Consider the following 24958-nt stretch of genomic DNA (forward strand, 5'->3'; position numbering starts at 1 on the left):
CCCTGATCCTGGGCACGCTGACCGGGGTGCGCGTGATGAACGCGAGCCACGACGACAGCGCCCTGATCCTCGGGATGAACCGGCTCCGCGCGGGCTACATCGCTCTCGACCCCGAGGTCGCCGACTACCTCATGACGTCGTGGCAAGAGGATCGCGCCGGCCTGATGCGCACCTACACGATGGGGCTGCCACGCTCGACGTTCAGCCACGTGGCCGGCAGCACGGCCATGTTCGTCAACGTCGTGAACGCCCTCGTCGCGGGCACGCTCGGCGCGCTCGTCGCCGAGGCCGCGGGCGGGAATCCGGCGGTGACCGCCGTGGTGGGCGTGGTCACCGGGCTGGTCTACCTCGTCGTCTGGCTCGAGTACGGCCGCCGCTCGTTCGGGACGGTCGACTAGCGGCCGCGCTCCGTCCCACTACGGGGCCGACGAGGGCATCCGGGCCGACGTCGTCGACCCTGCGGCGACGACCCCGTCTCGCAGGCCGCTCAGCAGGCCGCCGGGGAACAGCTGGATCGGCAGGATCGTGTAGCTGCCGCCCCGTCGGGCCCGCAGGAACACGAACTCGCCGCGGACCGAGACCGCACGGTACGCGAACAGCCTCGTCTCGGCCGTCCCGCCGGGGCCGTCGAGCCACAGCGTGTGCGGACCGAGCGCGGCGCGATAGACGAATCCGACCGGGATCTGCCGCGTCAGCTGCCGGGTGACCGTGACGTGCCGTCTCCACGTGCTCCACACCATGAGCAACGAGAGGAGTCCGGCGACGACGAGGCCGCCGACGACGCTGTCCGCCTCGCCACCGGTGATGACGACGACCAGCACGGACGCCCCGCCGACGATCGCGGCGAGCATGCCGATGCGAGCCGGCGAGACGGTCACCTCACCGAAGTAGGCGGTCGCCATCCGAGCGACGAAGCCCGGGTCCGTCCGGAACCACGTCGTCCCGGTCGGCGGCGCGAGCGCAGCGGCGTCCGGCGTCGCGTCGGCGGGCTCGTCCGCGGCGACCGGTGTCGCGACCCGGATCCGCTCCACCAGCTCGTCGAGGAAGGCCTCAGGGAACAGCTCCCGCGGGTACACGGTGAGGACCTTCGTCTTCCGGTTCTCCAGCGCGACGAGGTGTCGGCGCACGCTCACTCGGCGGTACGTCCCGAGACGGACCGAGGTCCTCCCCAGCGGCCCCTCGGTGACGAGGCTGTCCGGACCGAGGGCCGCGCTGATCCGCGTGCCCGGTGGGAACGACCGGGCGGCGCTCACCCGCCCGTAGACGTAGGCGGCCAGCATGAGCAGGACGAACACCGCGGGGAAGCCGACCACGAGCACGACGAACGGCGCGATGACCAGGGGATCGGCACCGCTGTCGCCGCCGACGACACCCGCCACCACCATCGCGACGAGGACGAGCTCGATCACGATCACGAGGGGCCGGCTGAGCATGCATCGCCACTGCGCGTTGACCACTCGCGGCACGTACCTCGCGTCGGTCGTGCACGTCAGCCAGACGAGGGGTTCGGGTGGCGCAGCGGGTTCCACGGGCCGAGGGTAGGGCCGAGCCGACCGCCCGGTCGGCGCGTCGGCACAGGTTCAGCCGGACGCGCGGGAGTCACGCCGTCGCGGACGAGAGCTACCGGGCCGAGGTAGCCGACCCGACCCTCTGCCTGAGCAGGTCGAGGTTCGCCCCGGGGAAGATCTGCGCGGGGTAGATCCAGTACAGGGGCGTGTCGCGGGCCCGCAGGAACACCAGCTCGTCGCGGACGGAGATCGACCGGTACGCCGCGTAGCTCGTCTCCCCCGTCACGGCCGGGCCCTCGACCCAGACGCCGTCCGGCAGGAGGGCAGCTCGGAAGGTCGACCCCACCGGGACCTGGCCCGCCAGCACGCGGGCGAACCGGTTGCGCTGACGCCGCATCGACCACGCCACCGCGGACGCGCCGAGACCGACGTAGACGAGGCCGGCGACCACACCGCCCGTCCCGCCGCCGGCGACCACGACGCCGGCCACGAACAGCCCGACGGCCATCACCACCTGGACGGTGACGCGCCGGGGCGCGAACGCGACCTCGCTCACGTAGGCCCGCACCACCCGGTCGACGTAGCCGGGACCCGTCGTGTACGTCGCCACGGCACTCGGACGCGGGAGCCCCACCGGTGCCGAGGGCGCCGCCTGCGGAGCCCCGTCGATGCGCCTGCGGAGATCCTCGAGCACGTCGTCCGGGAAGAGCTCGCGCGGATACGCGACGAGGTAGGCGTTGGTGCGGTTCTCCAGCAGCACCACGTGCCGACCCGCGATCACGCGTCGAAAGGCCGCGAGCCGGACCGACGAGGTCCCGCGCGCCCCCTCGGCGACGAGCCGGTCCCCGTCGAGCGCGATCTTGAGCTGCGTGCCCGGCGGGACGCGGCGCCGCGAGCGGACCAACGCGCCGACGTACGCCAGCACCACCCCGCCGACGAGAACCGCCGCGACCACGAACGCGGTGCTGCGGACCTCGGGAGCGACCAGCGCGAGCACCAGCAGCAGCCCGACGAACACCTCCGCCACGACCATCCGCGGGCGGACCAGCAGGCGACGCCACTGCGCGTCGACGGCCCGGCGCACGTACGACGGCCCGGTGGTGCACGTCAGCCAGACGAGCGACTCGGGCGGGGCGGCAGGTTCCACGGCCCGAGGCTAGGGGCGGGCCTGCCGCGTGGGGAGCGGGTGGCGACAGGTTCAGCCGGACGCCACGCCGTCAGGCGCCCCGACGGCCGATCGCGACGACGTGCCGCCGCTCCAGCACCACCGGGTCCCCCGCGTGCAGCCCCCGCAGCTCGACCGGCTCGCTGTGCAGCCGAGCCTCGAGCTCCACCTCCCCGACCTGCTCGAGCACCACCCACATCCGCTCCTCGAGACCCTGCTGCGGCACCACGATCACCTTGACCCGGTCGCCCGCCTGCACGGCTGCCAGGGCCTCGTCGGTGGGGACCCGGAAGGTGTCGGGCGCGGCCGCGTGGCGCTCGGCGGCATCGGCAAGGCTCCAGCCGACCCGGCGACGGAACACGTCAGCCAGCGACCGTCGTCGGCGCCTGCGCGGCGGCGAACCTGGAGTCCGCGAGCACGGCGATCTGCTCAAGGGTCGGTTCCACGCGCCGATCGTAGGTCCGGGCCGTCCCGCCTCTGCGCCCGGTCACTCGGCCAACGCCCGCACCGTGTCGATCGTGTCCGCCTCGGCCGCGGTCTTGTCCTCGCGGTACCGCACCACCCGCGCGAACCGCAGCGCCAGACCGCCCGGGTACCGCGTGGACCGCTGCAGCCCGTCGAACGCGATCTCCACCACCTGCTCCGGGCGCAGCTCGACCACCCAGCCGTCGAGCGGCGAGGTCGCGAGCGCCGTGAACCGTTCGGTCTGCCAGCGCAGCATCTCGTCGGTCATCCCCTTGAACGTCTTGCCGAGCATGACGAACCCGTCCCCGTCGCGGGCGCCGAGGTGGATGTTGGACAGCAGCCCCTTGCGTCGGCCCGACCCCCACTCAACGGCCAGGACGACGAGGTCGAGGGTGTTCCGCGGTTTCACCTTGATCCATCCCGCGCCACGGCGACCGGCCTCGTAGGGCGCGCCGGCGGCCTTGACGACGACGCCCTCCTGGCCGGCGCGGACCACCTCCGCGAAGTAGTCGCGGGCGGCCCCGGGATCGGACGTGACCAGCCGGTCCACCACCGACGACCCGGCGACCGCGTCGAGCGCCTCGAGCCGGCGCAGCAGCGGCGCGTCGAGCAGGTCGACACCGTCGACGTGCAGGCAGTCGAAGAAGAACGGGGTCAGCGTGACCGCCGCGCCGACCTCGGCGTCTCGGGTCGCCGAGCGTGACGCCGTCTCCTGGAACGGACGCGGCCGCCCGTCGGGACCGACCGCCAGCGCTTCACCGTCGAGCACCAGGTCGGTCGAGGGCATCGCCAGGACCGTCGCGACGATCTCCGGCACGCGGGACGTGATGTCGTCGAGGCTCCGCGTGAACACCCGCACCTCCGGTCCCTGCCGGTGCACCTGGATCCGGATGCCGTCGAGCTTCGAGTCCACGACGACCGGTCCGGGCGCGAGGCTTGCCCACGCGCTGTCGACGTCCGGAGCGGACTGCGCCAGCATCGGACGCACGGGCCTGCCGACCACCAGCGCGAACTCGGCGAGTGCCCGTTCCGGGTCCGCCGACGTCAGCGCCGCGACCGCGACCGGCTCGGTGTCGCCCGCGAGCATCGCCGCCCGGCGCACCGCATCGGGCGACACCCCGGCGGCCTCCGCGACGGCATCCAGCAGCAGCGCGTCCAACGACCCCTGGCGCAGCTCGCCGGTGACGAGTCCCCGCAGGAGCCGCTGCTCGTCGGCGGTCGCCGCAGCGAAGAGCCCGGCGGCGGCCGTGGACCGTGCGGTTCCCGAACCGGGCCCGGCCAGCCGGGACATCGCCTCGAACGTGGCGTCGACCCCCTCGACCGTCAGCGTGGGCTCGTCCGCGGGCTCCGGCAGCGACGTCATCGACCGCCAGCCCAGGCCCGTCCGCCGCTGGCGCAGCTGCCCACCGAGGTACCGGGACACGACCGCGACGTCCTCGGGCGGCGTCCTGCGCAGCACGTCGACCAGCAGAGCCCGCTTGGCCAACCGCGACCGGGTGGTCGCGAGGGCCGTGGAGGTCGCGGCGATCTCGGCGAGGCGCATGTCCCGCATCTTGCCGCTCCGCTCCGACACCCGCCCGTAGCCTGCGTCCATGACCAGCTGGCGCGACACCACACCGGCCGACGTCCAGGACGATCTCGACGGCGTCGTGGGGGCCGCGCTGGATGCCGCCCAGGACCTCCTCGCCAAGAACGGGGAGTTCTTTCCCTTCGTCATCACCCTCGACAACGACGGCGCCCTCGCCCTGGCGGCCGGCGATCCCGGGCTGGGCGAGCGGCCCGAGTCACTGGCTGTCCTGGCTCACCTCTACGCCGGAGCGGCGCAGGAGCGTGCGGACCATCGGGCCTTCGGCTTCGTCGCCGACATCCTGTCGGACGGGGCGGACGCCGTCCGCGTCGAGGTCGAGCACCGCGACGGCGGACCCGCCCTCGCTGTTGTCGCCCCGTACGTGCGCAAGGGCCTCATCCGCAAGACCGTCACCTACACGGGCATGGGCCTCGAGCCGGGCGAGCGACGCATCTGGTCCTGACGGCCTACAACAGCCGTTCGCTCACCGGCCGGTTCAGCCCGCGCACGTCGACGCCCGACGCGAGGTCGTCGACGCGAACATCGCTGCACGGCACGAGCCTCCGCAACGGTTGACGCCAGCAGACAGATCTGTCTACTCTTCCCGAGGTATTAGACAGACCGGTCTACCCAACGGAGTCCCTCGTGACCCAGCTCGCCGAACGACCGACCACGATCACCCGCACCCGGACCTGGCGCCTGTCACCGCGGGTGTCCTTCGCCCTCCTGGCCTCGATCGTCCTCGCGTTCCTCGGCGCCTCGAGCGCCCCGACCCCGCTCTACGCGATCTACCAGTCGGAGTGGGGCTTCTCCGCCACGACGACGACCGTCGTCTTCGGCACGTACGCGATCGCGGTGCTGACCTCGCTCCTCGTCCTCGGGCGGTTGTCCGACCATGTCGGCCGCCGGCCCGTGCTGCTCGGCGCGCTCGCGCTGCAGGCCGTCGCGCTGGTGATCTTCACGACGGCGGACGGCGTCCCGATGCTGCTGCTGGCGCGCGTGGTCCAGGGGTTGTCGACCGGCGCGGCCGTCGCGGCGATCGGCGCCGGCATGCTGGACATCGACCGCGTCCGCGGCACCCTGGCCAACGCGGCCGTGCCGGCGATGGGGACCGCCCTCGGTGCGCTCGTCGCCTCGTTCGTCGTCGCCCTGCTGCCCGCACCGACCCACCTGATCTTCCTGGCGCTGCTGGTGGTCCTCGCGCTRCAGTCGGTCGGCGTCCTGCTGATGCCCGAGACGGTGACGCCGGAACCGGGTGCCGTCGCCAGCCTCCGGCCGACCGTCGCGCTCCCCCGCAGCGTCCGTCGACCGGCCGCCGTCGCACTCCCGGTGCTGTTCGCCGTCTGGGCGCTCCCGGGCTTCTACGGCTCGCTCGGCCCCGCGCTGGTCGCGACGCTCGTCGGGTCGAGCTCGGCGATGTTCGCGGGGCTGGGGCTGTTCGTGCTCGCCGGCACCGCGGCCGTCACGGTCGTCGTGCTGCGCGACAAGCCCGCCCGGGACGTGCTGCTCGTCGGCATCGCGACCCTCGTCGTCGGCCTCGCCGTCGTCCTGGTGGCGATCGGCCTGCTGGCACCCGTCCTGTTCTTCGTCGGCACCGCGATCGCGGGCRTCGGCTTCGGCAGCGGGTTCCAGGGGGCGATCCGCCTGGTCGTGCCGCAGACGCTGCCGCACGAGCGGGCCGGCGTGCTGTCGCTGCTGTACGTCGTGTCGTACCTCGGCATGGGGTTGCCGGCCGTGATCGCCGGCATCGCGGTCGTCCACGACGGCGGGCTGCAGGTGACCGCGCAGGGATACGGCGTCGCCGTGATCGCGTTCGCGCTGGTGGCCCTCGCGGGGCTGCTGCGACGTACAGTAGACAGACCTGTCTGAGAGGGAGAGAGCGATGACCAGGACCAGTGCGCGCGAGCGACTTCTGGACGCCGCGAACGAGCTGTTCTACGCCGAGGGCGTGCAGACGGTCGGCATCGACCGCGTCATCGAGCAGGCCGGCGTCGCCAAGGCGTCGCTGTACAACACCTTCGGCAGCAAGGACGAGCTGGTCACGGCGTACCTCGAGTCCCGGCACACCCGCATCGCCACCCGGATCGCGCGCCACGTCGAGGGCTGCACCGACCCGACCGACCGGCTCCTCGCGGTGTTCGAGGCCCTGGACGAGATGGTCCACGAGCCCACGTACCGCGGGTGCGCGTTCGCGGCGGCCAGCACCGAGGCCCGCCCGGACGGCGCAGTCGTCCACGCGGCGGAGGCGTACCGGCGCTGGGTCCGCGAGCTGCTGACGGACCTCGCCTCGAAGGTCGACGGGGTGCCGGATCCCGTCCTCCTGGCGCGGCGCCTGCACCTGCTCTACGACGGCGTCGGCATCTCCGCCCGCATGGACCACGACCGCGAGGCAGCCCAGGCCGCCCGCGCCACGGCGGTCGTGCTGATCGACGCCGCGACGCAGCGCTGACCTGCGCACCTACGCGCCGATGCCCCCGTCGACGTACAGCCAGCGGCCGCCCTCGCGCACGAACCGGCTGGTCTCGTGCAGGCGTCCGCGCTGCCCGATCGCGGAGCCGTCGTCGAGCCGGTAGTGCGCCACGAACTCGACCGTGCCGGCGTCGTCCCAGGGGCCACCGGCGTCCGTCTGCAGCACGTCCAGCCGCCGCCAGACCATGTCCTCGTCCAGGTCGAGCTCGTCGGGACGGGTGCTCGGGTGCCAGGTGGCGAGCAGGTAGTGCACCGCGTTCGTCGCGAATCCCGTGTAGCGCGAGCGCATGAGCGCCTCGGCCGTCGGAGCGATGCGCCCCTCGGCCAGGTAGCGCCCGCAGCAGTCGGCGAACGAGTCCCCGGACCCGCACGGACACCGGTCGTCGTTGTCGTCCATCGGCTTCTCCCGCCCTGTCGTCCGCGTGAACCTAGCAAGAGTTCCGGGGGCTCGCAGGGGCAGCCCGGACCCTCCGCGCCGCGGGTTCCGAGCAGACCGATTCGCTTCGTACGTTCCGGTCCAGCCCATAGTGCCGTACGGTTGTCCCTGTAGTCGCAGTGCATCGCTTGTCATGACGGCCACGGGGAGACCCTGGCAGGACGTTCTCGAGGACCACCTCGGAGACGGACGACGAACACCGTGAATACCGGTCCCGGTCATCCGGGAGTTGTCCATACCGCACGTGAGAGAAGAGAACATCATGCCTGTTGGCACCGTGAAGTGGTTCAACGCCGAGAAGGGCTTCGGCTTCATCGCCCCCGAGGACGGCGGCCCGGACGTGTTCGCGCACTACAGCGCCATCACGACGAGCGGCTACCGCACGCTCGAGGAGAACCAGAAGGTCCAGTTCGAGGTCACGCAGGGCCCCAAGGGCCCGCAGGCGTCGAACATCACGCCCCTCTGAGCTTCTTAGCTCCAGAGCACGAGACCCCGGCCGACTACCGGCCGGGGTCTCGTCGCATCCTCGACCAGGCGCCTCCGCTCCCGCTCATACCGACCGCACTCGCGCCGCGCACTGCACGACCGACAGGACGGACGCCATGAGCTCCCCGACGCTTACCGACACCCCCACGCGACCTCGCGACCGAGCAGTCAGCGACTTCACCGAGCTGACCCGCACCGTCCAGGCCGCCGGCCTGATGAAGCGCCGCCCCGCGCACTACGCCGTGCGGCTCTCCGCCGCCGTGCTCGCCGTGCTGGGCCTGATCGCCACGATCATCCTGGTCGGCGACTCCTGGTGGCAGATCGCGGTCGCCTTCGCCGCCGCCGTGATCCTCACGCAGGTCGCCTTCCTCGGCCACGACGCCGCGCACCGGCAGATCTTCGCCGACGGACGCGCGAACAACTGGACGTCCCTCGTGCTCGCCGACCTCTTCGTCGGCCTGAGCCACGGCTGGTGGCAGCGCAAGCACACGCGCCACCACGCCAACCCGAACAAGATCGACGCCGACCCCGACATCGACCTCGAGGTCCTCTCCTTCACGCCCGAGCAGGCCGCGACGCGCACCTCGAAGCTGTCGATCTGGTTCCTGAACCACCAGGGCTGGTTCTTCTTCCCGCTCCTGCTGCTCGAAGGCGTCGCGCTGCACGTCGCCGCCGTCAAGCGCCTGTCGTCGCGGGAGAAGCTKGACCACCGCGCCGCCGAGATCGTCATGATGTCGATCCGCCTCGTGGGCGGCGCCGCCCTGGTCTTCCTCGTGATGTCCTGGCCGATCGCGCTCGTGTTCCTCGCCGTGCAGATGGGCGTCTTCGGGTTCTACATGGGTGCCTCGTTCGCCCCGAACCACAAGGGCATGCCGCTGATCCCCAAGGACTCGCGCCTCGACTTCCTGCGCCGCCAGGTGCTGACCAGCCGGAACATCGGCGGCGGCAAGTGGGTCGACGTGCTCATGGGCGGGCTCAACCACCAGGTCGAGCACCACCTGTTCCCGTCGATGCCCCGCCCGTCCCTGCGTCGCGCCAAGCCGATCGTCGAGGCGTACTGCCGGGAGCACAACATCCCCTACGTCCAGGTCTCGCTSCCGCGSTCGTACGCGATCATCGTSAAGTACCTGAACACSGTSGGGAAGCCYGACCGCGACCCSTTCAACTGCCCGATGACGGCGCTCTACCGCGTCTGACCCCGGCACAGCGAAAGCCCCCGTCGTCCTTCTCAGGACGGCGGGGGCTTTTGCTGTGCTCAGGTCGTCAGGCTCAGCTGAGCATCGAGATCACCTGCTGCGCCTGGTACCCCAGAGCCGCCCGGGCGGCCGGGGAGACGGTCGAGAACCGCGTCTTCGGCGTGAGCAGCCCGACGTACGCGGCGAGCGACTTCGCCGCGACCTTCTCGTTCCCGCGGTCAGCCGCCTTGTCGGCCACCTCGATCGCCGCGAGCAGCCCCACGACCGCCACGCCCGTGATCGCACCGGACGCGATCTGCGCCTTGGTCGCGTCCCGCAGGGCGTCGATGCTGCCGGGCGCGTAGTACGACGGCACCGGCACCTGCGTGAAGTCCGTGTCCGAGGCCAGGTAGAAGCCCACGTCCGACGGCTGGTTGTAGGTCGTCTGCTGGCGGGCGACCTCGACGCGGTACTGCGGGTCCTGCATGAGCGTGTACATCTTCCGGTGGCTCAGGGCCGTGCTGGTGAACACGCGGATCGCCGACGAGTCCGTCGTGCGGACCAGCAGCTCCTCGCGCGAGTCGCCGAGGATGTCCGCCACCAGCGACGGGTTGCCCTTCGTGCCGTTGTTGGCCCGGGTGCCGGTCGCCGTGAGCTGGCGGCCGCGGGTCCAGTCGTCGATGGTGACGTCCTGGTCGCCCGAACCGTTCACGATCTGCGTCGTGCCGTCCGGCAGCCACTTGATGCTCATGTTGGTCCCGGGGATCGCGCCCGGCGTGAACTGCCCGGTCGCCGTGTAGAGGCCCAGCGAGCCGGAGCCCCCGGGCAGGCTGGCCCAGACCTCGAGCCCGCGCACGTCCGGCAGCACGTCGCCGATCATCGAGCGGCCCGTGTCGGCGCCGGAGTACTTGCCGAACAGGACCTCGCCGGTCTTCGCGTCGCGCAGGGCCATGCCGTACGGCGCACCCGTCGCGCCCTCGTGGCACGTGTAGATCTCCAGGCCCGGGCGGTCCGGGTCGATGTCGGTCACGTGGATCGCGTCGCCGTGGCCCAGGCGGGCCTCGGTCCCGGGTGCCGACGAACCGGCGGGGAGCGTGTCGAACGACGAGTACAGGACGGACCCGTCGTCGTCGATCGTCGCGCCGCCGTAGACGATCTCCTGCTTGCCGTCCCCGTCGACGTCCGCCGCCGACAGCGAGTGGAAGCCCTGCGTGGTGATCTTCCCGTAGACAGGGTCGGTGCCGTCCCGGCCGTGCGGGCTGTCGTTGAACGGGTTGGTCATCGGCACGTGGCCCGAGTCGACGTACCACCGCTCCTTGAGCGCGGTCCCGTCCCAGTCGTAGGCCACGATCGTCGTGCGCGTGTAGTAGCCACGGGCGAAGATCGCCGACGGCGTCGCCCCGTCGAGGTACGCGACGCCGGCCAGGAACCGGTCGACGCGGTTGGCCGGCTCGATGCGGGCCATCGCGTAGTCGCCCCACATCAGACCGTCATCGCCACGGCCCGGCTTGTAGTCGACCGTCTGGAGCTCCTTGCCCGTCGCCCCCTCGAAGACCGTGAGGTACTCCGGCCCGTCGACGATGAACCCCTCGAAGTTCCGCAGCTGGTTGCGGGTGCTGCGGCTGGGCGCGTAGACGTCGACGAAGTAGTTCGCCAGCGCCGTCGCGTCCTCGTGGCTCAGCGGATAGGCGTACTGCTTCGCGATGCCGAGCGCCTCCTCGACCGTCGACGGCCAGTGTCCCGCGACGACCTCCGGGTGGGTGCTCCAGCCCTCGAGCATGCTGACCAGGTGCTCGAAGTAGCCGGTCTTGCTGAGCCGGTAGTCGGTCGTGTCGGTGACGCCGGCGTCGCGGTCGCGCTGGGGCAGGGTGACGTACTCCTGGCCGGTCACCGAGCCGTCCGCGGCGTAGTGCGTGATCGAGGTGCCGGGGGCCGTCTTGATCATAAGCTCGGCCTTGCCGTCGCCGTCGTAGTCGTAGACGGGGAACTGCGTGTAGTGCGCGCCGGCCCTGATGTTCACGCCCAGGTCGATGCGCCAGAGCTGCGTGCCGTCCTGCTCGTACGCGTCGAGGTAGACGTTGCCGGTGTACCCGACCTGGCTCACGTCCTTCGAGTTCGACGGGTCCCACTTGACGATGTACTCGTACTGCCCGTCGCCGTCGACGTCGCCGACCGACATGTCGTTGGCCGAGTACGTGTACGACTCGCCCACGGGCGTGACCCCGTCGGCGGGCTTGTGCAGCGGGATGTCGAGGCTCGGCTGCGCCCACGGCGTCGCGTCGGTGCCGTCGGCCTCGACCCCGTCGACCACCGCCGCGACCCGGTACCGGGAGGTCGCCGTGCCGGCCGGGTCGACGAAGTTCGTCGAGTCGGTGACCGTGCCGAGCTTGGTGCCGTCGCGGTAGACGGCAAAGTCCGGGCCTGTCATGCCCGTCGCGGTGGCGCCGGTGACCTCGCTGGCGAGCAGGCGCCAGGAGAGGAAGACGCCCTCGTCCGTGACGGCCGCGACGAGCCCGCGGTCGAGGCGCTCGAGCGTGAGGCCGTCGGGCCCCTGGGACGCCCCGCGCTGCAGGGCCGATGCCGGTGCCGCAGCCGGGGTCGTGCCGGTGAGGGAGGCGGCCGTGCTGGTGGCGGCCGTGCCGGCGGTGGCTGTGCCGGCGGCGGCTGTGCTGGCGGCGGAGCCCGTGGGCGCCGAGCCCTGCTGGGCAGCGGTCGCCGGCGTCGCGGTCAGGGTGCCGACGAGCACCACCGAGCCGGCGATCGCGGTGAGCGTGCGGCCCCGGGTCAGAGCCGGGCGCCTGTGCATCGATCCTCGTGGGTGAATCAGACTCATCCTTGAATCCTTTCAATCGGTGAGGCTTCTCCCATGCCCGATCCAGGTGCCCGACATGAGGAAAGCCGGGGGCGCCATTGACCCCGACCACCTCGAACGTATCGCGTGGTTCACCCGAGTCAACCCGTCCTGCGACATTCGCCGGATTCCGTCGAGGGGAGCGCTCCCGCCAACGGAAACCGCTATCCAGTGACCCTCGGAGCCCCGGGCCGGCGACGGCAGCCCGCCGCGCGATCTCGTGAGTTTCGGCCGAGATCGGTAGTAGCAACTGCCGATCTCGTCGGAAACTCACGACCCGGCGGCGCGATCCCCCGCGCGACGGAGCCGGTGTCTCCGGGCGCGGGTGCGGACGAGTTCGACGCGGATCGCCGGACACTGGCACCGACCGCTCGTCGAGAACGTCACATAGCCGCGAGAACGTCACTTTGAACTGCCGTCCTCGTGACGAAGTGACGTTCTCAGGATCCCGACCCGGGGCACGGGGCCTCGCGGCCAGTCGGGGCCGCGCGGCGAGCGGTCGGCGGCCCGGGCGGACTCAGACCTCGAAGACGTAGCCCATGCCCGGTTGCGTGAGGATGTGCCGTGGGTGGGCCGGGTCGGCCTCGAGCTTGCGGCGGAGCTGGGCGGAGTAGACGCGCAGGTAGTGGGTCTCGTCGGAGTAGCCGGGGCCCCAGACGTCCTGCAGCAGCTGGCGACGACTCACGAGCCGGCCCCGGTTGCGGACCAGGACCTCGAGCATCGACCACTCGGTGGGGGTCAGCCGCACCTCGGCGCCGTCGCGCAGCACGCGGGAGCGCGCCAGGTCGATCGTGAGCGAGCCGGCGACGACGACAGCCTCCTCGGAGGGGTCGCCGGCCACCGACGAGCGCCGGACGGCGGCCCGCAGCCGCGCGAGCAGCTCGTTCATGGCGAACGGCTTGGTCACGTAGTCGTCGGCTCCGGCGTCCAGGGCGTCGACCTTGTCCTCGCCGTGCTGACGGGCGGACAGGACGACGATCGGGACCCGGCTCCAGCCCCGGATCGCGGTGATCACGTCCAGGCCGCTCATGTCGGGCAGGCCGAGGTCGAGGAGGACGACGTCGGGGGTCCGGGAGGCGGCGGCCGTGATGGCGGACGCGCCGTCGGCGGCCGTGGCGACGTCCCAGCCCGAGGCGCGCAGGGTGATCGCGAGGGCGTGGGCGAGGCCGGGCTCGTCGTCGACGACCAGGACGCGGTTGCCGGTCACGGCACGAGCCCGGGATCGGACGTGGTCGGAGCGTCGACGGCCGGAGCGTGGTCCGCATCGGCGACCGGAGCAGGGGCCGCGTCGACGGTCGGGGCGGGGGCCGCGGCGGCGACCGGAGCGTGGGCCGCGTCGGCGTCCCGAGCAGGGGCCACGTGGGCCGCCGGAGCGGGGGCCGCGTCGGCGGCCGCGCCGTCGTCGACGGCCGGAGCCGAGGAGGGCGCGGTCGTCCCCGAACCGTCGGCCAACGGAACCGTGACCAGCATCGTCAGCCCCCCGCCGGGCGTGTCCTCGGCCGTGAGCTCCGCGCCGACCGCCGTCGCCAAGCCGTCCGCGACCGCGAGGCCGAGGCCGAGGCCGGTGCCAGAGGTGTCGCCGAGGCGCTGGAACGGCGCGAACAGCCGGCCCTTGAGCTCGTCCGGCACCCCCGGTCCCGCGTCCGCCACGCGCAGCACCATCCCACGTCCGACGACCGCCGCACTCACCCGGACCGGCCCGCCGGCGGAGGCGTACCGGACCGCGTTGGACACCAGGTTCGCGACGACCCGCTCGAGCAGCCCCGGGTCGGTGAGCACGTACGGCAGCTCCTCGGGCACGTCGAGCACCACGGCGCCGGGCGCGAAGCCCTCGACGGCGAGCGGCACGATCTCGTCGAGGCTGGTCTCGCGGAGCGCAGGGCGGACGCTGCCCGTCTGCAGCCGGGACAGGTCGAGCAGGTTGTCGATGAGCCGTTCGAGCCGGGCGGTGGACTCGGCCAGCGTGAGGACGAGGGCGGCACGGTCGGCCGGGTCGAGCTGGAGGGAGAGCCCGTCGACCGAGGCACGGATGGTGGCCAGCGGGGTGCGCAGGTCGTGGGAGACGGCGGCGAGCAGGGCGGTCCGGGTGGCGTCGGCCTGCTCGAGCACGCGGGCCTGCTCGGCCTGGGCCTGCAGCCGTTCGTGCTCCAGCACGATGCCGACCTGCGACGCGAACGCCTCGAGCACGCGGCGGTCGCTGGCCGGCAGCACGCGGCCGGTGAGGGCGAGCACGCGGCGGTCGTCGACGGTCAGCACGGCGTCGGCGTCCTCGGGCCGCAGCGCCGGGTCCGTGCCGTCGGCCGCGAGCACGTCCCAGCCCGCGCCGTGGGCCGACAGGAGCGCGACGGCCGACAGCGTGAACGTCTCGCGCAGCCGGGCGACGAGGGCCGCCGCCGTGTCCTCGCCGGTGAGCACCGACCGGGAGACGGCCGCGAGCGCGGACGCCTCGGCCCGCGCGCGGAAGGCCTCCGCGGTGCGGCGGGCGGCGAGGTCGACGACGGACGCGACCCCCGCGGCGACCAGCACGAACACGCCCAGGGCCAGCGCGTTCTCCGGCTGGTCGATGGTCAGGTGGCCGGTCGGCACGGTGAAGAACCAGTTGAGCAGGAGGAAGCCGACCACCGCACTGACGATCGCGGGCCAGAGGCCGCCGACGAGCGCGACGAGCACGGTCAGCGCGAGGAACAGCATCAGCTCGGTCGGCAGGCTGACCACGTCCCGCAGGGCGCTGAGCAGCACGGTGAGGAGCACGGGGCCGAGCAGCGCGGTGGCCCACCCGGCGACCCGGCGCGTCCGGGACAGGGCGGAGCGGCGCGGCCGTCGTCGGCCCCCGCGCGCCTTCTCGTGCGTGACCAGGTGGACGTCGATGGTCCCCGCCAGCCGCGCGATCTCGGTGCCGTTGCCCTCGGCCAGCGCCTCGCGCCAGCGGCTCCGCCGGGACACCCCGACGACGATCATCGTGGCGTTGACGCCGCGGGCGAAGTCGACCACCGCGCTGCCCACGTCCTCGCCGACGACCGTGTGGAACGTGCCACCCAGCGACTCCACCAGGCGGCGTTGCGACGCGATCGCTCCCGGCGGCGCGCTCGGCAGTCCGTCCGTCGCCAGCACGTGCACGGCGAGCAGCTCGGACCCCGCGGCCCGCTGGGCGATCCGGGCCCCGCGACGCAGCAGGGTGTCCGCCTCGGGTCCGCCGGTGACCGCGACGACCACCCGCTCGCGGGCCGGCCAGGGCGCCTCGATGCGGTGGTCCCGGCGGTAGGTGGCCAGTGCGTCGTCCACGCGGTCCGCGAGCCAGAGCAGGGCGAGCTCGCGCAGGGCGGTGAGGTTGCCGACGCGGAAGTACTGCGAGAGGGACGCGTCGATCTGCTCCGCCCGGTACACGTTGCCGTGCGCGAGCCGCCGCCGCAGGGCCTCCGGCGCCAGGTCGACCAGCTGGATCTGCTCGGCGTCGCGCACCACGTGGTCCGGCACCGTCTCGCGCTGCCGGATGCCCGTGATGGCCTCGACGTCGTCGTTCAGCGACTCCAGGTGCTGCACGTTGACGGTCGTGACCACGTCGATGCCCGCGTCGAGCACGTCGCGCACGTCCTGCCACCGCTTGGCGTGCACGCTGCCGGGCACGTTGGTGTGCGCGAGCTCGTCGATCATCACGACCTGGGGCGCCCGGGCCAGCACGGCGTCGACGTCGAGCTCGGTGAACGTGACGTCGCGGTGCACCAGCTCCCGCCGCGGCAGCACCTCGAGCCCCACCAGCTGGGCGGCCGTGGCGGCGCGGCCGTGGTCCTCGACCAGCCCGACCACCACGTCCGTGCCGCGGGCGAGGCGGCGGTGGGCCTCGTCGAGCATCGCGTACGTCTTCCCGACGCCTGGCGCCGCGCCGAGGTAGACGGTGAGGCGACCGCGCCTGGGACGTCCCTCGCCGCTGGTCACGAGCCCATTGTCTGCAGTCCGAGGTTGAGCCGCAGCACATCGACCCTCGGCTCGCCGAGGAACCCCAGGTCACGGCCGACGGTGGTCTGGTCGACCAGGCGCTGGACGGCGTCGACCGACAGCCCGTTCTCCCGGGCCACCCGGGAGACCTGCAGGCGCGCGTAGGCCGGCGAGATGTCGGGGTCGAGGCCCGAGGCCGACGCCGTGATCGCGTCCACCGGGACGTCCGCGGGGTCGACGCCCTCGAGCGAGGCGACCGCCGCGCGGCGTTCCCCGACGGTGGCGAGCAGGTCCGGGTTGAGCGGGCCGAGGTTGGACCCCGCGGAGGCGAGCGTGTCGTACCCGTCGCCGGCCGCCGAGGGCCGCGGGTGGAACCACTGCGGCCCGTCGAACGCCTGCCCGATCAGCAGCGAGCCGACGGCGTCGTCCCGCGCGGTGACCCGCTCGCCCGTGGCCGAGACCAGCGACCCGTCGGCCTGCCAGCGCATCAGCAGCTGCGAGACCCCGGTGACGGCCAGCGGGTAGGCGAACCCGAGCAGGACGGTGAGCACGACGAGCACCCGGAGCCCGGCCCAGGTCTGCCGCGCGAACGCGAGCGTGTCGGAGCCCGTGGAGGAGCCTGCGGAGTACGGCGGGCGTGCGGCGGCGGTCATCAGGACATCCCTAGGGCGGTGACGATCAGGTCGATGAGCTTGATCCCGAGGAACGGGGCGATGACGCCGCCGAGCCCGTAGACGAGGAGGTTGCGGCGGAGCAGGGCCGACGCCGACGACGGGGTGTACCGGACGCCCCGCAGGGCCAGCGGCAGCAGCGCGACGATGATCAGCGCGTTGAAGACGACGGCCGAGAGGATGGCCGACTGCGGGCTGCTCAGGTGCATGACGTTGAGCACGCCCAGCTGCGGGAACGCGACGACGAACATGGCCGGCAGGATCGCGAAGTACTTGGCGACGTCGTTGGCCACGGAGAACGTGGTCAGGGCCCCGCGCGTGATGAGCAGCTGCTTGCCGATCTCCACGATCTCGAGCAGCTTGGTCGGGTTGGAGTCGAGGTCGACCATGTTGCCGGCCTCCTTCGCGGCGGTCGTACCCGTGTTCATGGCGACCCCGACGTCCGCCTGCGCGAGCGCGGGGGCGTCGTTGGTGCCGTCGCCGCACATCGCGACCAACCGCCCGCCCTCCTGCTCGCGCCGGATGAGGGCGAGCTTGTCCTCCGGGGTGGCCTCGGCCAGGACGTCGTCGACCCCCGCCTCGGCGCCGATGGCCTTGGCCGTGAGCGGGTTGTCGCCGGTGACCATGACGGTCCGGATGCCCATGGCGCGCAGGGCGTCGAACCGCTCGCGCATGCCCTCCTTGACCACGTCCTTGAGGTGGATCACCCCGAGGACGCGGGCCGGCTGRTCGCCCAGCTGCTCGGCGACCACCAGCGGCGTGCCGCCCGAGGCCGAGATCGCATCGACGGTGGCGGCGACGTCGGGACCGGCGTGGCCCCCGGTCGTCCGCACCCAGTGGGTGACCGCGGCCGCGGCGCCCTTGCGCACCTGCCGGGACGGCCGGTCGCCGGCGGCGGGCAGGTCGACCCCGCTCATGCGGGTCCGGGCGGCGAACGGGACCAACTCGGCGCCGACGAGGTCGCCCTCGGGTCGCTCGCGCAGCCCGAACCGCTCCTTGACCAGCACGAGGACCGAGCGTCCCTCCGGGGTCTCGTCGGCCATCGAGGAGAGCTGCGCGGCGTCGGCGAGCAGCGCGGCGTCGATGCCCGCGGCGGGCAGCAGATCCGCCGCCTGCCGGTTGCCCAGCGTGATGGTCCCGGTCTTGTCCAGCAGCAGCACGTCGACGTCGCCGGCGGCCTCGACCGCGCGACCGGACATCGCGAGCACGTTGCGCCGGACCAGCCGGTCCATGCCGGCGATGCCGATGGCCGACAGGAGGGCGCCGATGGTCGTCGGGATGAGACAGACGAGCAGCGCGACGAGCACGATGAGCGTCTGCGGGGCGTCCGAGTAGACGGCGAACGGCTGCAGGGTCACCACGGCCAGCAGGAAGATGATCGTCAGCGTCGTGAGCAGGACGTTGAGAGCGACCTCGTTCGGCGTCCTCTGCCGCTCCGAGCCCTCCACCAGCGCGATCATCCGGTCGACGAAGGTGTGGCCCGCCGGCGCGGTGATGCGCACGACGATCCGGTCCGACAGCACGACGGTGCCGCCGGTGACGGCCGACCGGTCGCCGCCGGACTCGCGGATGACCGGKGCSGACTCGCCCGTGATCGCGGACTCGTCGACGCTCGCGACGCCCTCGATSACGTCGCCGTCGCCGGGGATGGTCTCSCCSGCSACGACGAYCACCACGTCGCCGACCGTGAGGGCGGACGACGCGACCTGCACGGTGTCGTCGCCGGAGACCACCTTGCGGGCGGTCGTCTCGCGCTGCGTGGCCCGCAGGCTCGCCGCCTGCGCCTTGCCGCGCCCTTCGGCCACCGACTCGGCGAGCGTCGCGAACAGCGCGGTCAGCCACAACCACACGGCGATCGACCACGCGAACGCGCTGGGCTCGGCGATAGCGAGGACGGTCGAGAACGCGGCGCCCACCTCGACGACGAACATGACCGGCGAGTCCCACATCCGGCGCGGGTCCAGCCCGCGCAGGGCGCCGGGCAGCGCGGCGAGGAGCTGCCGTCCGGACAGCGTCGAGGCGGCGGCGGGCACCTTGTGAGGCGTGGCCGTCGACTTCTCGAGAAGGGTGGTGCTCATGACAGGGACTCCACGACGGGACCGAGGGACAGGACGGGGACGAAGGTGAGGCCGACCACGACGAGGGTCACGGTCACCAGCAGGCCGACGAACAGGGGTGTGTGCGTCGGCAGGGTGCCGGCGCCCTCGGGCGTCTTGCGCTGCCGCGCGAGCCGCCCCGCCAGGGCCAGGACCAGCGCGATCGGCACGAACCGGCCGATCAGCATCGCCAGCCCGAGCAGCGTGGTGTAGAACGGCGTGCCGCTGGTCAGCCCGCCGAACGCGGAGCCGTTGTTGTTCCCGGCGGACGCGAACGCGTAGACGATCTCGGACAGCCCGTGCGGGCCGCCCTGCAGCTGACCCGCCAGGCCGGCCGGGGTGGAGATGGCGATCGCCGACCCGATCAGGACCACGGCGGGCATGGCCAGCACGTAGAGGGCGACCAGCGTGATCTCCCGCTGGCCGATCTTCTTGCCCAGGTACTCGGGCGTGCGCCCGACCATCAGTCCGGCCAGGAACACCGACACGATGATCAGCACGACCATCCCGTACAGCCCGCTGCCGACGCCGCCGGGTGACACCTCGCCGAGCAGCATCCCGACGAGCGCGACACCGCCGCCCTGGGCGGTCAGCGAGTCGTGCAGGGAGTTGACCGCCCCGGTCGAGGTCATGGTCGTCGACGCGGCGAACAGCGCCGAGGCCGCCTCACCGAACCGGAGCTCCTTGCCCTCCATGGCACCGCCCGCGGCTGCCGGGACGAGGCCCGGACCAGCCATCTCGGCCCAGGTCAGCAGGCCCACGGCCGCGATCCAGAGGGTCGACATCGCCGCGAGGATCGCCCAGCCCTGCCGGCGGTCCCCCACCATCCGGCCGAACATGCGCGGCATGCTGAACGGGATGAGGAGCAGGAGCACCACCTCGAGGGCGTTGGTCCACGGAGTGGGGTTCTCGAACGGGTGGGCCGAGTTGGCGTTGAAGAAGCCGCCGCCGTTGGTGCCCAGCTCCTTGATCGCCTCCTGCGAGGCCACCGGGCCACCGAGCACCGACTGCGTGCCGCCGGCGAGCGTGCTGATCGACGTGTGGGCGTCGAGGTTCTGGATCACGCCGGCGGCCACCAGCGCCAGCGCCGCGACGAACGCGAGCGGGAGCAGGACCCGCACCGTGGCGCGCACGAGGTCGGCCCAGAAGTTGCCGACCCGCCCGTCGGTGCCGGCCCGCGAGAAGCCCCGGGCCAGGGCCGCGACGACGGCGATGCCGACGGCCGCGGACAGGAAGTTCTGCACGGCGAACCCGGCCATCTGCAGCAGGTGGCCCGCGGCCGCCTCACCGGAGAACCACTGCCAGTTGGTGTTGGTGACGAACGAGACGGCCGCGTTCCACGCCCCCGCGGGGTCCATCGGAGCCATGCCGATGTCGAGGGGCAGCCTGTCCTGCAGCCGCGCCAGCCCGAACAGGACGAGCACCGAGGCGAGCGAGAAGCCGAGCAGCGAGAGCAGGTAGGTGCTCCAGCGCTGGTCCGCGTCGGGGTCCACGCGCATGAGCCGGTACCCGGCGCGCTCCACCGCGAGGTGCCGGGTCGAGGACATGGTCCGGTACAGGTAGTCACCGAGGGGCCGGTGCGCGACGGCGAGGACCAGGACGACGATGCCGACCTGGCCGACCGCGATCCAGGTGGCGCTCATCGGACCTTGTCCGAGCGCAGCAGCTGGACCACCAGGTACACCAGCAGGGCGCCGGCGACGACGAGGCCGGCGACGTCGAACCCGCTCATGAGCGGTCCGTCCGACGGGCGAGGAGCGCGACGGCGGCGAAGAAGCCGACGGTGAGCGCGAGGAAGGCCAGATCGGCCATGGCGGTGACTTTCTTTCCGACGAGAAGGAAGGACATCCGCTGGTCTACGCCGCCCGCGGAGCCCCATCGCCGGTCTTGACGGAACCCTGACGCCCGCAGGCCCACTCCTGACGCGATGAGTCCACCCGCAGGATGAGCACGGGCGGACTGCCGGTCACCTAGACTCCGTCCGTGATCTTCAAGGCGGTGGGCGAGGGCAGGCCCTACCCGGACCACGGCTTGGAGACGACCAAGCAGTGGGCCGAGGTCCCGCCGCGCCAGGTCCGGCTCGACGAGCTGGTCACCACGAAGCGCACTCTCGACCTCGATGCCCTGCTGGCCGAGGACTCCACGTTCTACGGCGACCTGTTCGCGCACGTGGTGCAGTACCGCGGCGTCATGTACCTCGAGGACGGCCTGCACCGGGCCGTCCGGGCCGCCCTGCACCAGCGCGCACTGCTGCACGCCCGGGTGCTGGTGATCAAGTGACCGACGCCGACCGCGGTCGTCAGCTCCGTCGACGGCACATGCACGAGCGGCAGGCCGTGATCTTCGGCGTGCTCCTCGCCGTCCTGGCGCTGGCGGGGCTCGGCGCCGCGGCCGTGTTCACCGGCAGCCTGAACCTCCCGGTCTTCGCGCGCGAGTTCGCCAGCGAGCCCAGCCCGACGGCCTCGCAGGACCCGTACCCGTGCCCCCCGGCCGGCCAGCTGCCCGTGCCGTACGCCCAGGTCACCGTCAAGGTCTACAACGCGACCAACCGGGTCGGGCTCGCGGGCGCGACCGCGGCGGCGCTCAAGGACCGCGGGTTCGTGATCGGCGCCACCGAGAACTTCTCCGTCACGTACGACGGCATCGCGCGCATCGTCTTCGGCACCGCCGGCGTGGCCCAGGCGTACACGCTCGCGGCCCAGATGGACGGCGCCGTGCTGTTCCTCGACCCCCGCGCCGACCCGAGCGTCGACCTGGTCCTCGGCGGCCAGTTCCCGGAGCTCAAGCCCGTCGAGGCCGTCGTCCTCGACCCCGCCGCGCCCCTGGTCGCCCCGCCCGGTTGCACGCCGTTCGACCAGGTCGTCGCGCCGACCGCACCGGCCGCGCCCGCCCCGACGGACACACCCGCCGCCGGCTGACCCGATCTCACAGGGACCGGACGCGTGCGCCGACAGGCTCGCGGGCTAGCCTGAGGCCCTGCCTGTTCGTCGGCCTCGTCGCGGGCCCCGCTCCCCGGAGGTCCAGCTGCTCCGCCGACTGCTGCACTCCACGACGGCCGTCTGGGTCGCCTTCGCGCTCGTGCACGGCTGGCTCGCCCTCGTCGGGCTGGTGCTGATCCCCCAGCAGGCGTTCTGGGACCTCGACCTCTACCGGTACTGGATGTGGCTCGGCATCTACCGGGACCAGTGGCCCGTGCTCTCGGGCTCGTGGGTCTACCCGGCCGGGGCCATCGTGCCCATGCTCGTCGCGGCGGTCGGCGGGACCGGCGGCGTGTCCGGGTACGCGCCCGCGTGGTCGTTGATGATCACCCTCCTCGACGGGATCGCGCTCGCGGTGCTGCTCCGGGTGCGTCGGCCCGACCGGCCCGACGACGCGCCGACCACCTACGGCGCCTGGTGGTGGCTCGCCTTCCTGGTGCTGCTGGGGCCGGTCGCGATGGGCCGGCTCGACGCCGTCGTCGCCCCCGTGGTCGTCGTCGCCCTCGCGATCGCGCTGCGGCACCCCCGCATCACGTCCGCCCTGCTCACGGCCGCCGCCTGGATCAAGGTGGCGCCCGGCGCCCTGCTGATCGCCCTGTTCTTCGCCGTGAAGCGGCCCTGGCGCAGCGTCGTCGTGCCGGCGGCGATCGTCAGCGCCGTCGTGGTCGGGACCGTGGCCGCGCTCGGCGGGTTCGCGCACGTGGCGTCGTTCCTCACCGAGCAGGACCAGCGCGGGCTCCAGATCGAGGCGCCCGGCGCGACGCCGTGGCTGGTCGCGGGCCTCTGGGTGCCGTCGATCACGCGGGTGCTCAACCAGGCGATCGTCAGCTGGGAGATCCACGGGCCCGGGACGCAGGGCGTCGCCGACGTGCTGGGCGCCCTGTTCTTCCTGGCCATCGGCGCGTCCGCGCTGCTGCTCTGGTGGCGCCGGGAGCACCTGGGCTCGCGGATGTGGTCCGGCGGCATCGCACGCACCGAGCTGCTGGTCCGCGGCGCGATGCTGCTCACGCTCGCGATGCTCGTCTTCAACAAGGTGGGCTCGCCGCAGTACATGGGGTGGCTGGCACCGCCCGTCGCCGTCGCGCTCGCGCTGCGGCTGCCGGGGTGGCGCTTCACCGCGTGGCTGGTGGCGGGCATCGCCGGCGCCACGCAGGTGGTGTTCCCCTGGCTGTACAGCKAGGTGATCTACGGCGGCCCGGGCGTCACGTTCACGCTGGCCGCCCGGAACGTCGCCCTCGTCGTCCTGCTGGTGCACACGGTGGTCGCGCTGGTCAGGCCCGTGCCGCCGGAGGATCTCCCGGAGACGGTGTCGCGCGAAGAGCGCGTGACCAGCGCGACCCCCGCTGTCTAGCCCAGCTGCGAGGCGACCTCGGACGCCACGAGCTCCAGGTGGTCCAGGTCGTGCAGGTCGAGCACCTGCAGGTACACGCGCGTGATGCCGAGCTCGCGGTAGGAGCCGATCCGGTCGACCACGGCGCTCGGAGTCCCCGCGAAGCCGACGGCCCGCACCTCGGACACGTCACGACCGATCGCCGCCGCCCGCCGGTCCACCTCGGCATCGTCGCGGCCGGCGCACAGCACCTGCGCCACGGAGAACGTGAGGGTCGACGGGTCCCGGCCGGCCTCGTCGCACGCCGCCCGGACCGTGGCCACCCGGCCCTCGACGTCGGCGGGGGCGGGGAACGACATGTTGAACTCGGCCGCGTACTTGGCGGCGAGCGCCGGCGTCCGCCTCGGGCCGCTGCCGCCGACGATCACCGGGACCCCTGGCCTCGTGGGGTCCAGGGGCGAGAACTGCACGGGCTTGGGCAGCGCCGGCGAGTTCGTCAGCGTGTAGTGCGAGCCCTCGAACCCGTAGTGCGAGCCGACCGGCGTCCCCCACAGGCCCGTGATCAGCTCGAGCTGCTCGGTCAGCAGGTCGAACCGCTTCTCCGGGAACGGGATCCCRTAGGCGGTGTGCTCCTGCGCGAACCAGCCGGCGCCCAGCCCCAGCTCGACCCGGCCGCCGGACATCTGGTCCACCTGCGCCACCTGGATCGCGAGCACGCCCGGGTGCCGGAAGGTGGCCGACGAGACCAGCGTGCCCAGCCGGATGCGGCTGGTCTCCCGCGCCAGCCCCGCGAGCGTCGTCCAGGCGTCCGTCGGGCCGGGCAGACCGTCGCCGTCGCCCATGCTGAGGTAGTGGTCGGACCGGAAGAAGGCGTCGAAGCCGAGGTCCTCGGCGGCCTTGGCCACCGCGAGCAGGTCGTCGTAGGAAGCMCCCTGCTGGGGCTCGGTGAAGATGCGCAGKTCCATGCGGACAACCCTCACACAGGGTGCCGCCGGACTGCACGGCGTGCGACGGTGGACCGGTGACCTCTGGATTCCCCGTGATCGTGCCCGGCCGACATCCCGCCGAGGAGCCGTTCGCCGTCGCGGACTGGCGCCGCCGCGTGGCCCAGATGTACGCCGACGTCCGCCGGCTCGCGCAGTCCGACCCCGCCACGGCGCACGCGGTCTGGGTGCAGCGGCGCGACGAGCTGCTCGCGGACCACCCGGCCTCGCCGCTCGACGTCGTCGCCAAGGCCTCGTTCGAGGGGCTCGACATCCCCCACTACGACCCGGCGTACCGGTTCGAGTGCGAGGTGCTCCCAGCCGCGCACCAGCGGCTCGACGTCAGCACCGGTACGGACGGCGTGGTGCCGTTCGAGCGCATCGGGACCGTGCAGGTGGGCGACCTCGGCAGCCTCGCGGTCTGGGTCCTGCGCGGCTACGCGGGCGGGCTGTTCGTGCCCGTCAAGGACGCGGCGCCCGACACGTACGGCGGCGGCCGCTACCTGCTGGACACCATCAAGGGCGCGGACCTCGGCATGGTCGGCGACCGCCTGGTGGTCGACCTCAACTTCGCCTACAACCCGTCGTGCGCCTACGACCCGGCGTGGGTGTGCCCCCTGGCCACCCGCGCCAACACCCTCTCCGTCGAGATCCCCGTCGGCGAGCGCGTGTTCTCGTGAGCGCCCTGACGTCGGTGTGGGCGTGGGACAACCCCGTCCCGTCCTCCGTCGACGCCCGCGGCCGCGGCTACGCCCCCGCCGAGCCCGCCGCGCTGGTCGCGTTCTGCGGGGAGCGGGGGCTGCGCCGGGTGTTCCTCGCGGCCCCCTGGGCTGCCGACGAGGGCC

At 72.7% G+C, this 24958-nt stretch carries 21 protein-coding genes and 1 pseudogene; 10 read left to right on the forward strand and 12 right to left on the reverse strand.

The window, feature by feature from the left end; genetic code table 11:
* Positions 1-398: pseudogene (locus ACXJKG_RS07365) on the forward strand (hypothetical protein); the annotation flags it as partial.
* A gap of 18 nt (positions 399-416) precedes the next feature.
* Here ACXJKG_RS07365 and ACXJKG_RS07370 read toward each other — a convergent pair.
* The 4 genes from ACXJKG_RS07370 to ACXJKG_RS07385 form a co-directional block, all read right to left on the reverse strand.
* Positions 417-1529, reverse strand: coding sequence for a hypothetical protein (locus tag ACXJKG_RS07370; protein ID WP_456845104.1), 1113 nt, complete (start codon positions 1527-1529; stop codon positions 417-419).
* Between the two features lie 91 nt (positions 1530-1620).
* Positions 1621-2655, reverse strand: a complete 1035-nt coding sequence (locus ACXJKG_RS07375; protein WP_456845105.1) for a hypothetical protein — start codon at positions 2653-2655, stop codon at positions 1621-1623.
* 70 nt (positions 2656-2725) lie between these two features.
* Entirely contained in the window at positions 2726-3034 is a 309-nt protein-coding gene (locus ACXJKG_RS07380; protein WP_456845106.1) for a hypothetical protein, read from the reverse strand.
* Positions 3035-3160: 126 nt separating this feature from the next.
* Complete coding sequence (locus ACXJKG_RS07385) at positions 3161-4681, reverse strand: ATP-dependent DNA ligase (protein ID WP_456845107.1); 1521 nt, start codon at positions 4679-4681, stop codon at positions 3161-3163.
* Between the two features lie 49 nt (positions 4682-4730).
* Between ACXJKG_RS07385 and ACXJKG_RS07390 the strand changes: the two genes are divergently transcribed.
* From ACXJKG_RS07390 to ACXJKG_RS07400, 3 genes are all read left to right on the forward strand, one after another.
* Complete coding sequence (locus ACXJKG_RS07390; RefSeq protein WP_456845108.1) at positions 4731-5168, forward strand: hypothetical protein; 438 nt, start codon at positions 4731-4733, stop codon at positions 5166-5168.
* Between the two features lie 182 nt (positions 5169-5350).
* Complete coding sequence (locus tag ACXJKG_RS07395) at positions 5351-6574, forward strand: MFS transporter (RefSeq protein WP_456845109.1); 1224 nt, start codon at positions 5351-5353, stop codon at positions 6572-6574.
* Between the two features lie 13 nt (positions 6575-6587).
* Positions 6588-7154 (forward strand): TetR/AcrR family transcriptional regulator, encoded by a 567-nt coding sequence (locus ACXJKG_RS07400; protein WP_456845110.1) that lies wholly within the window; start codon positions 6588-6590, stop codon positions 7152-7154.
* 9 nt (positions 7155-7163) lie between these two features.
* Here ACXJKG_RS07400 and ACXJKG_RS07405 read toward each other — a convergent pair whose 3' ends face one another.
* Positions 7164-7571, reverse strand: coding sequence for a YchJ family protein (locus tag ACXJKG_RS07405; RefSeq protein ID WP_456845111.1), 408 nt, complete (start codon positions 7569-7571; stop codon positions 7164-7166).
* A gap of 301 nt (positions 7572-7872) precedes the next feature.
* Here ACXJKG_RS07405 and ACXJKG_RS07410 point away from each other — a divergent pair, with 301 nt between their 5' ends.
* Both ACXJKG_RS07410 and ACXJKG_RS07415 read left to right on the forward strand, forming a co-directional pair.
* Positions 7873-8076, forward strand: a complete 204-nt coding sequence (locus ACXJKG_RS07410; protein ID WP_028049733.1) for a cold-shock protein — start codon at positions 7873-7875, stop codon at positions 8074-8076.
* 136 nt (positions 8077-8212) lie between these two features.
* Positions 8213-9292 carry a fatty acid desaturase family protein gene (locus ACXJKG_RS07415; protein WP_456845112.1) on the forward strand — a complete coding sequence of 360 codons (1080 nt, stop codon included), beginning with the start codon at positions 8213-8215 and terminating at the stop codon, positions 9290-9292.
* 73 nt (positions 9293-9365) lie between these two features.
* Here ACXJKG_RS07415 and ACXJKG_RS07420 read toward each other — a convergent pair whose 3' ends face one another.
* The 6 genes from ACXJKG_RS07420 to kdpA form a co-directional block, all read right to left on the reverse strand.
* Positions 9366-12077 (reverse strand): rhamnogalacturonan lyase, encoded by a 2712-nt coding sequence (locus tag ACXJKG_RS07420; protein WP_456845113.1) that lies wholly within the window; start codon positions 12075-12077, stop codon positions 9366-9368.
* Between the two features lie 562 nt (positions 12078-12639).
* A complete protein-coding gene (locus ACXJKG_RS07425; RefSeq protein ID WP_456845114.1) occupies positions 12640-13329 on the reverse strand; it encodes a response regulator in 690 nt (229 codons plus the stop codon).
* Complete coding sequence (locus ACXJKG_RS07430; RefSeq protein WP_456845115.1) at positions 13326-16055, reverse strand: DUF4118 domain-containing protein; 2730 nt, start codon at positions 16053-16055, stop codon at positions 13326-13328. The genes ACXJKG_RS07425 and ACXJKG_RS07430 overlap by 4 nt, the downstream gene beginning before the upstream one ends.
* On the reverse strand, positions 16052-16708 hold the full coding sequence (gene kdpC / locus ACXJKG_RS07435; RefSeq protein ID WP_456845116.1) for a potassium-transporting ATPase subunit KdpC: 657 nt from the start codon (positions 16706-16708) through the stop codon (positions 16052-16054). The genes ACXJKG_RS07430 and kdpC overlap by 4 nt, the downstream gene beginning before the upstream one ends.
* The gene (gene kdpB, locus ACXJKG_RS07440; RefSeq protein WP_456845117.1) at positions 16708-18804 is read right to left on the reverse strand and encodes a potassium-transporting ATPase subunit KdpB; all 2097 of its coding nucleotides are present in this window, start codon (positions 18802-18804) and stop codon (positions 16708-16710) included. Before kdpB ends, kdpC begins: the two co-directional genes overlap by 1 nt.
* Entirely contained in the window at positions 18801-20465 is a 1665-nt protein-coding gene (kdpA, locus tag ACXJKG_RS07445; protein WP_456845118.1) for a potassium-transporting ATPase subunit KdpA, read from the reverse strand. Before kdpA ends, kdpB begins: the two co-directional genes overlap by 4 nt.
* Positions 20466-20805: 340 nt before the next feature.
* Here kdpA and ACXJKG_RS07450 point away from each other — a divergent pair, with 340 nt between their 5' ends.
* The 3 genes from ACXJKG_RS07450 to ACXJKG_RS07460 all read left to right on the forward strand — a co-directional run bounded on the left by ACXJKG_RS07450 (position 20806) and on the right by ACXJKG_RS07460 (position 23151).
* Positions 20806-21102, forward strand: coding sequence for a type II toxin-antitoxin system VapB family antitoxin (locus ACXJKG_RS07450; RefSeq protein WP_456845119.1), 297 nt, complete (start codon positions 20806-20808; stop codon positions 21100-21102).
* Positions 21099-21740, forward strand: a complete 642-nt coding sequence (locus ACXJKG_RS07455) for a LytR C-terminal domain-containing protein (RefSeq protein ID WP_456845120.1) — start codon at positions 21099-21101, stop codon at positions 21738-21740. The genes ACXJKG_RS07450 and ACXJKG_RS07455 overlap by 4 nt, the downstream gene beginning before the upstream one ends.
* Positions 21741-21900: 160 nt before the next feature.
* Positions 21901-23151: a glycosyltransferase 87 family protein gene (locus ACXJKG_RS07460; protein ID WP_456845121.1), complete on the forward strand. Its 1251-nt coding sequence runs from the start codon at positions 21901-21903 to the stop codon at positions 23149-23151.
* On the opposite strand, the gene ACXJKG_RS07465 is transcribed toward ACXJKG_RS07460, so the two are convergent.
* Complete coding sequence (locus ACXJKG_RS07465; RefSeq protein ID WP_456845122.1) at positions 23148-24095, reverse strand: LLM class F420-dependent oxidoreductase; 948 nt, start codon at positions 24093-24095, stop codon at positions 23148-23150. The two genes, ACXJKG_RS07460 and ACXJKG_RS07465, sit on opposite strands and share 4 nt — an antisense overlap.
* Positions 24096-24241: 146 nt before the next feature.
* Between ACXJKG_RS07465 and ACXJKG_RS07470 the strand changes: the two genes are divergently transcribed.
* Positions 24242-24793 carry a DUF1684 domain-containing protein gene (locus ACXJKG_RS07470; protein ID WP_456845123.1) on the forward strand — a complete coding sequence of 184 codons (552 nt, stop codon included), beginning with the start codon at positions 24242-24244 and terminating at the stop codon, positions 24791-24793.
* Positions 24794-24958: the final 165 nt, after the last annotated feature.

The organism is Cellulomonas sp. P5_C6, from assembly GCF_054049635.1.

Coding starts and splice junctions, on each gene's coding strand:
- ACXJKG_RS07385 (WP_456845107.1), bottom strand. CDS start 4,681: ATGCGCCTCGCCGAGATCGCCGCGACCTCCACGGCCCTCGCGACCACC.
- ACXJKG_RS07390 (WP_456845108.1), top strand. CDS start 4,731: ATGACCAGCTGGCGCGACACCACACCGGCCGACGTCCAGGACGATCTC.
- ACXJKG_RS07400 (WP_456845110.1), top strand. CDS start 6,588: ATGACCAGGACCAGTGCGCGCGAGCGACTTCTGGACGCCGCGAACGAG.
- ACXJKG_RS07405 (WP_456845111.1), bottom strand. CDS start 7,571: ATGGACGACAACGACGACCGGTGTCCGTGCGGGTCCGGGGACTCGTTC.
- ACXJKG_RS07410 (WP_028049733.1), top strand. CDS start 7,873: ATGCCTGTTGGCACCGTGAAGTGGTTCAACGCCGAGAAGGGCTTCGGC.
- ACXJKG_RS07420 (WP_456845113.1), bottom strand. CDS start 12,077: ATGCACAGGCGCCCGGCTCTGACCCGGGGCCGCACGCTCACCGCGATC.
- kdpC (WP_456845116.1), bottom strand. CDS start 16,708: ATGACCGCCGCCGCACGCCCGCCGTACTCCGCAGGCTCCTCCACGGGC.
- kdpA (WP_456845118.1), bottom strand. CDS start 20,465: ATGAGCGCCACCTGGATCGCGGTCGGCCAGGTCGGCATCGTCGTCCTG.
- ACXJKG_RS07470 (WP_456845123.1), top strand. CDS start 24,242: ATGTACGCCGACGTCCGCCGGCTCGCGCAGTCCGACCCCGCCACGGCG.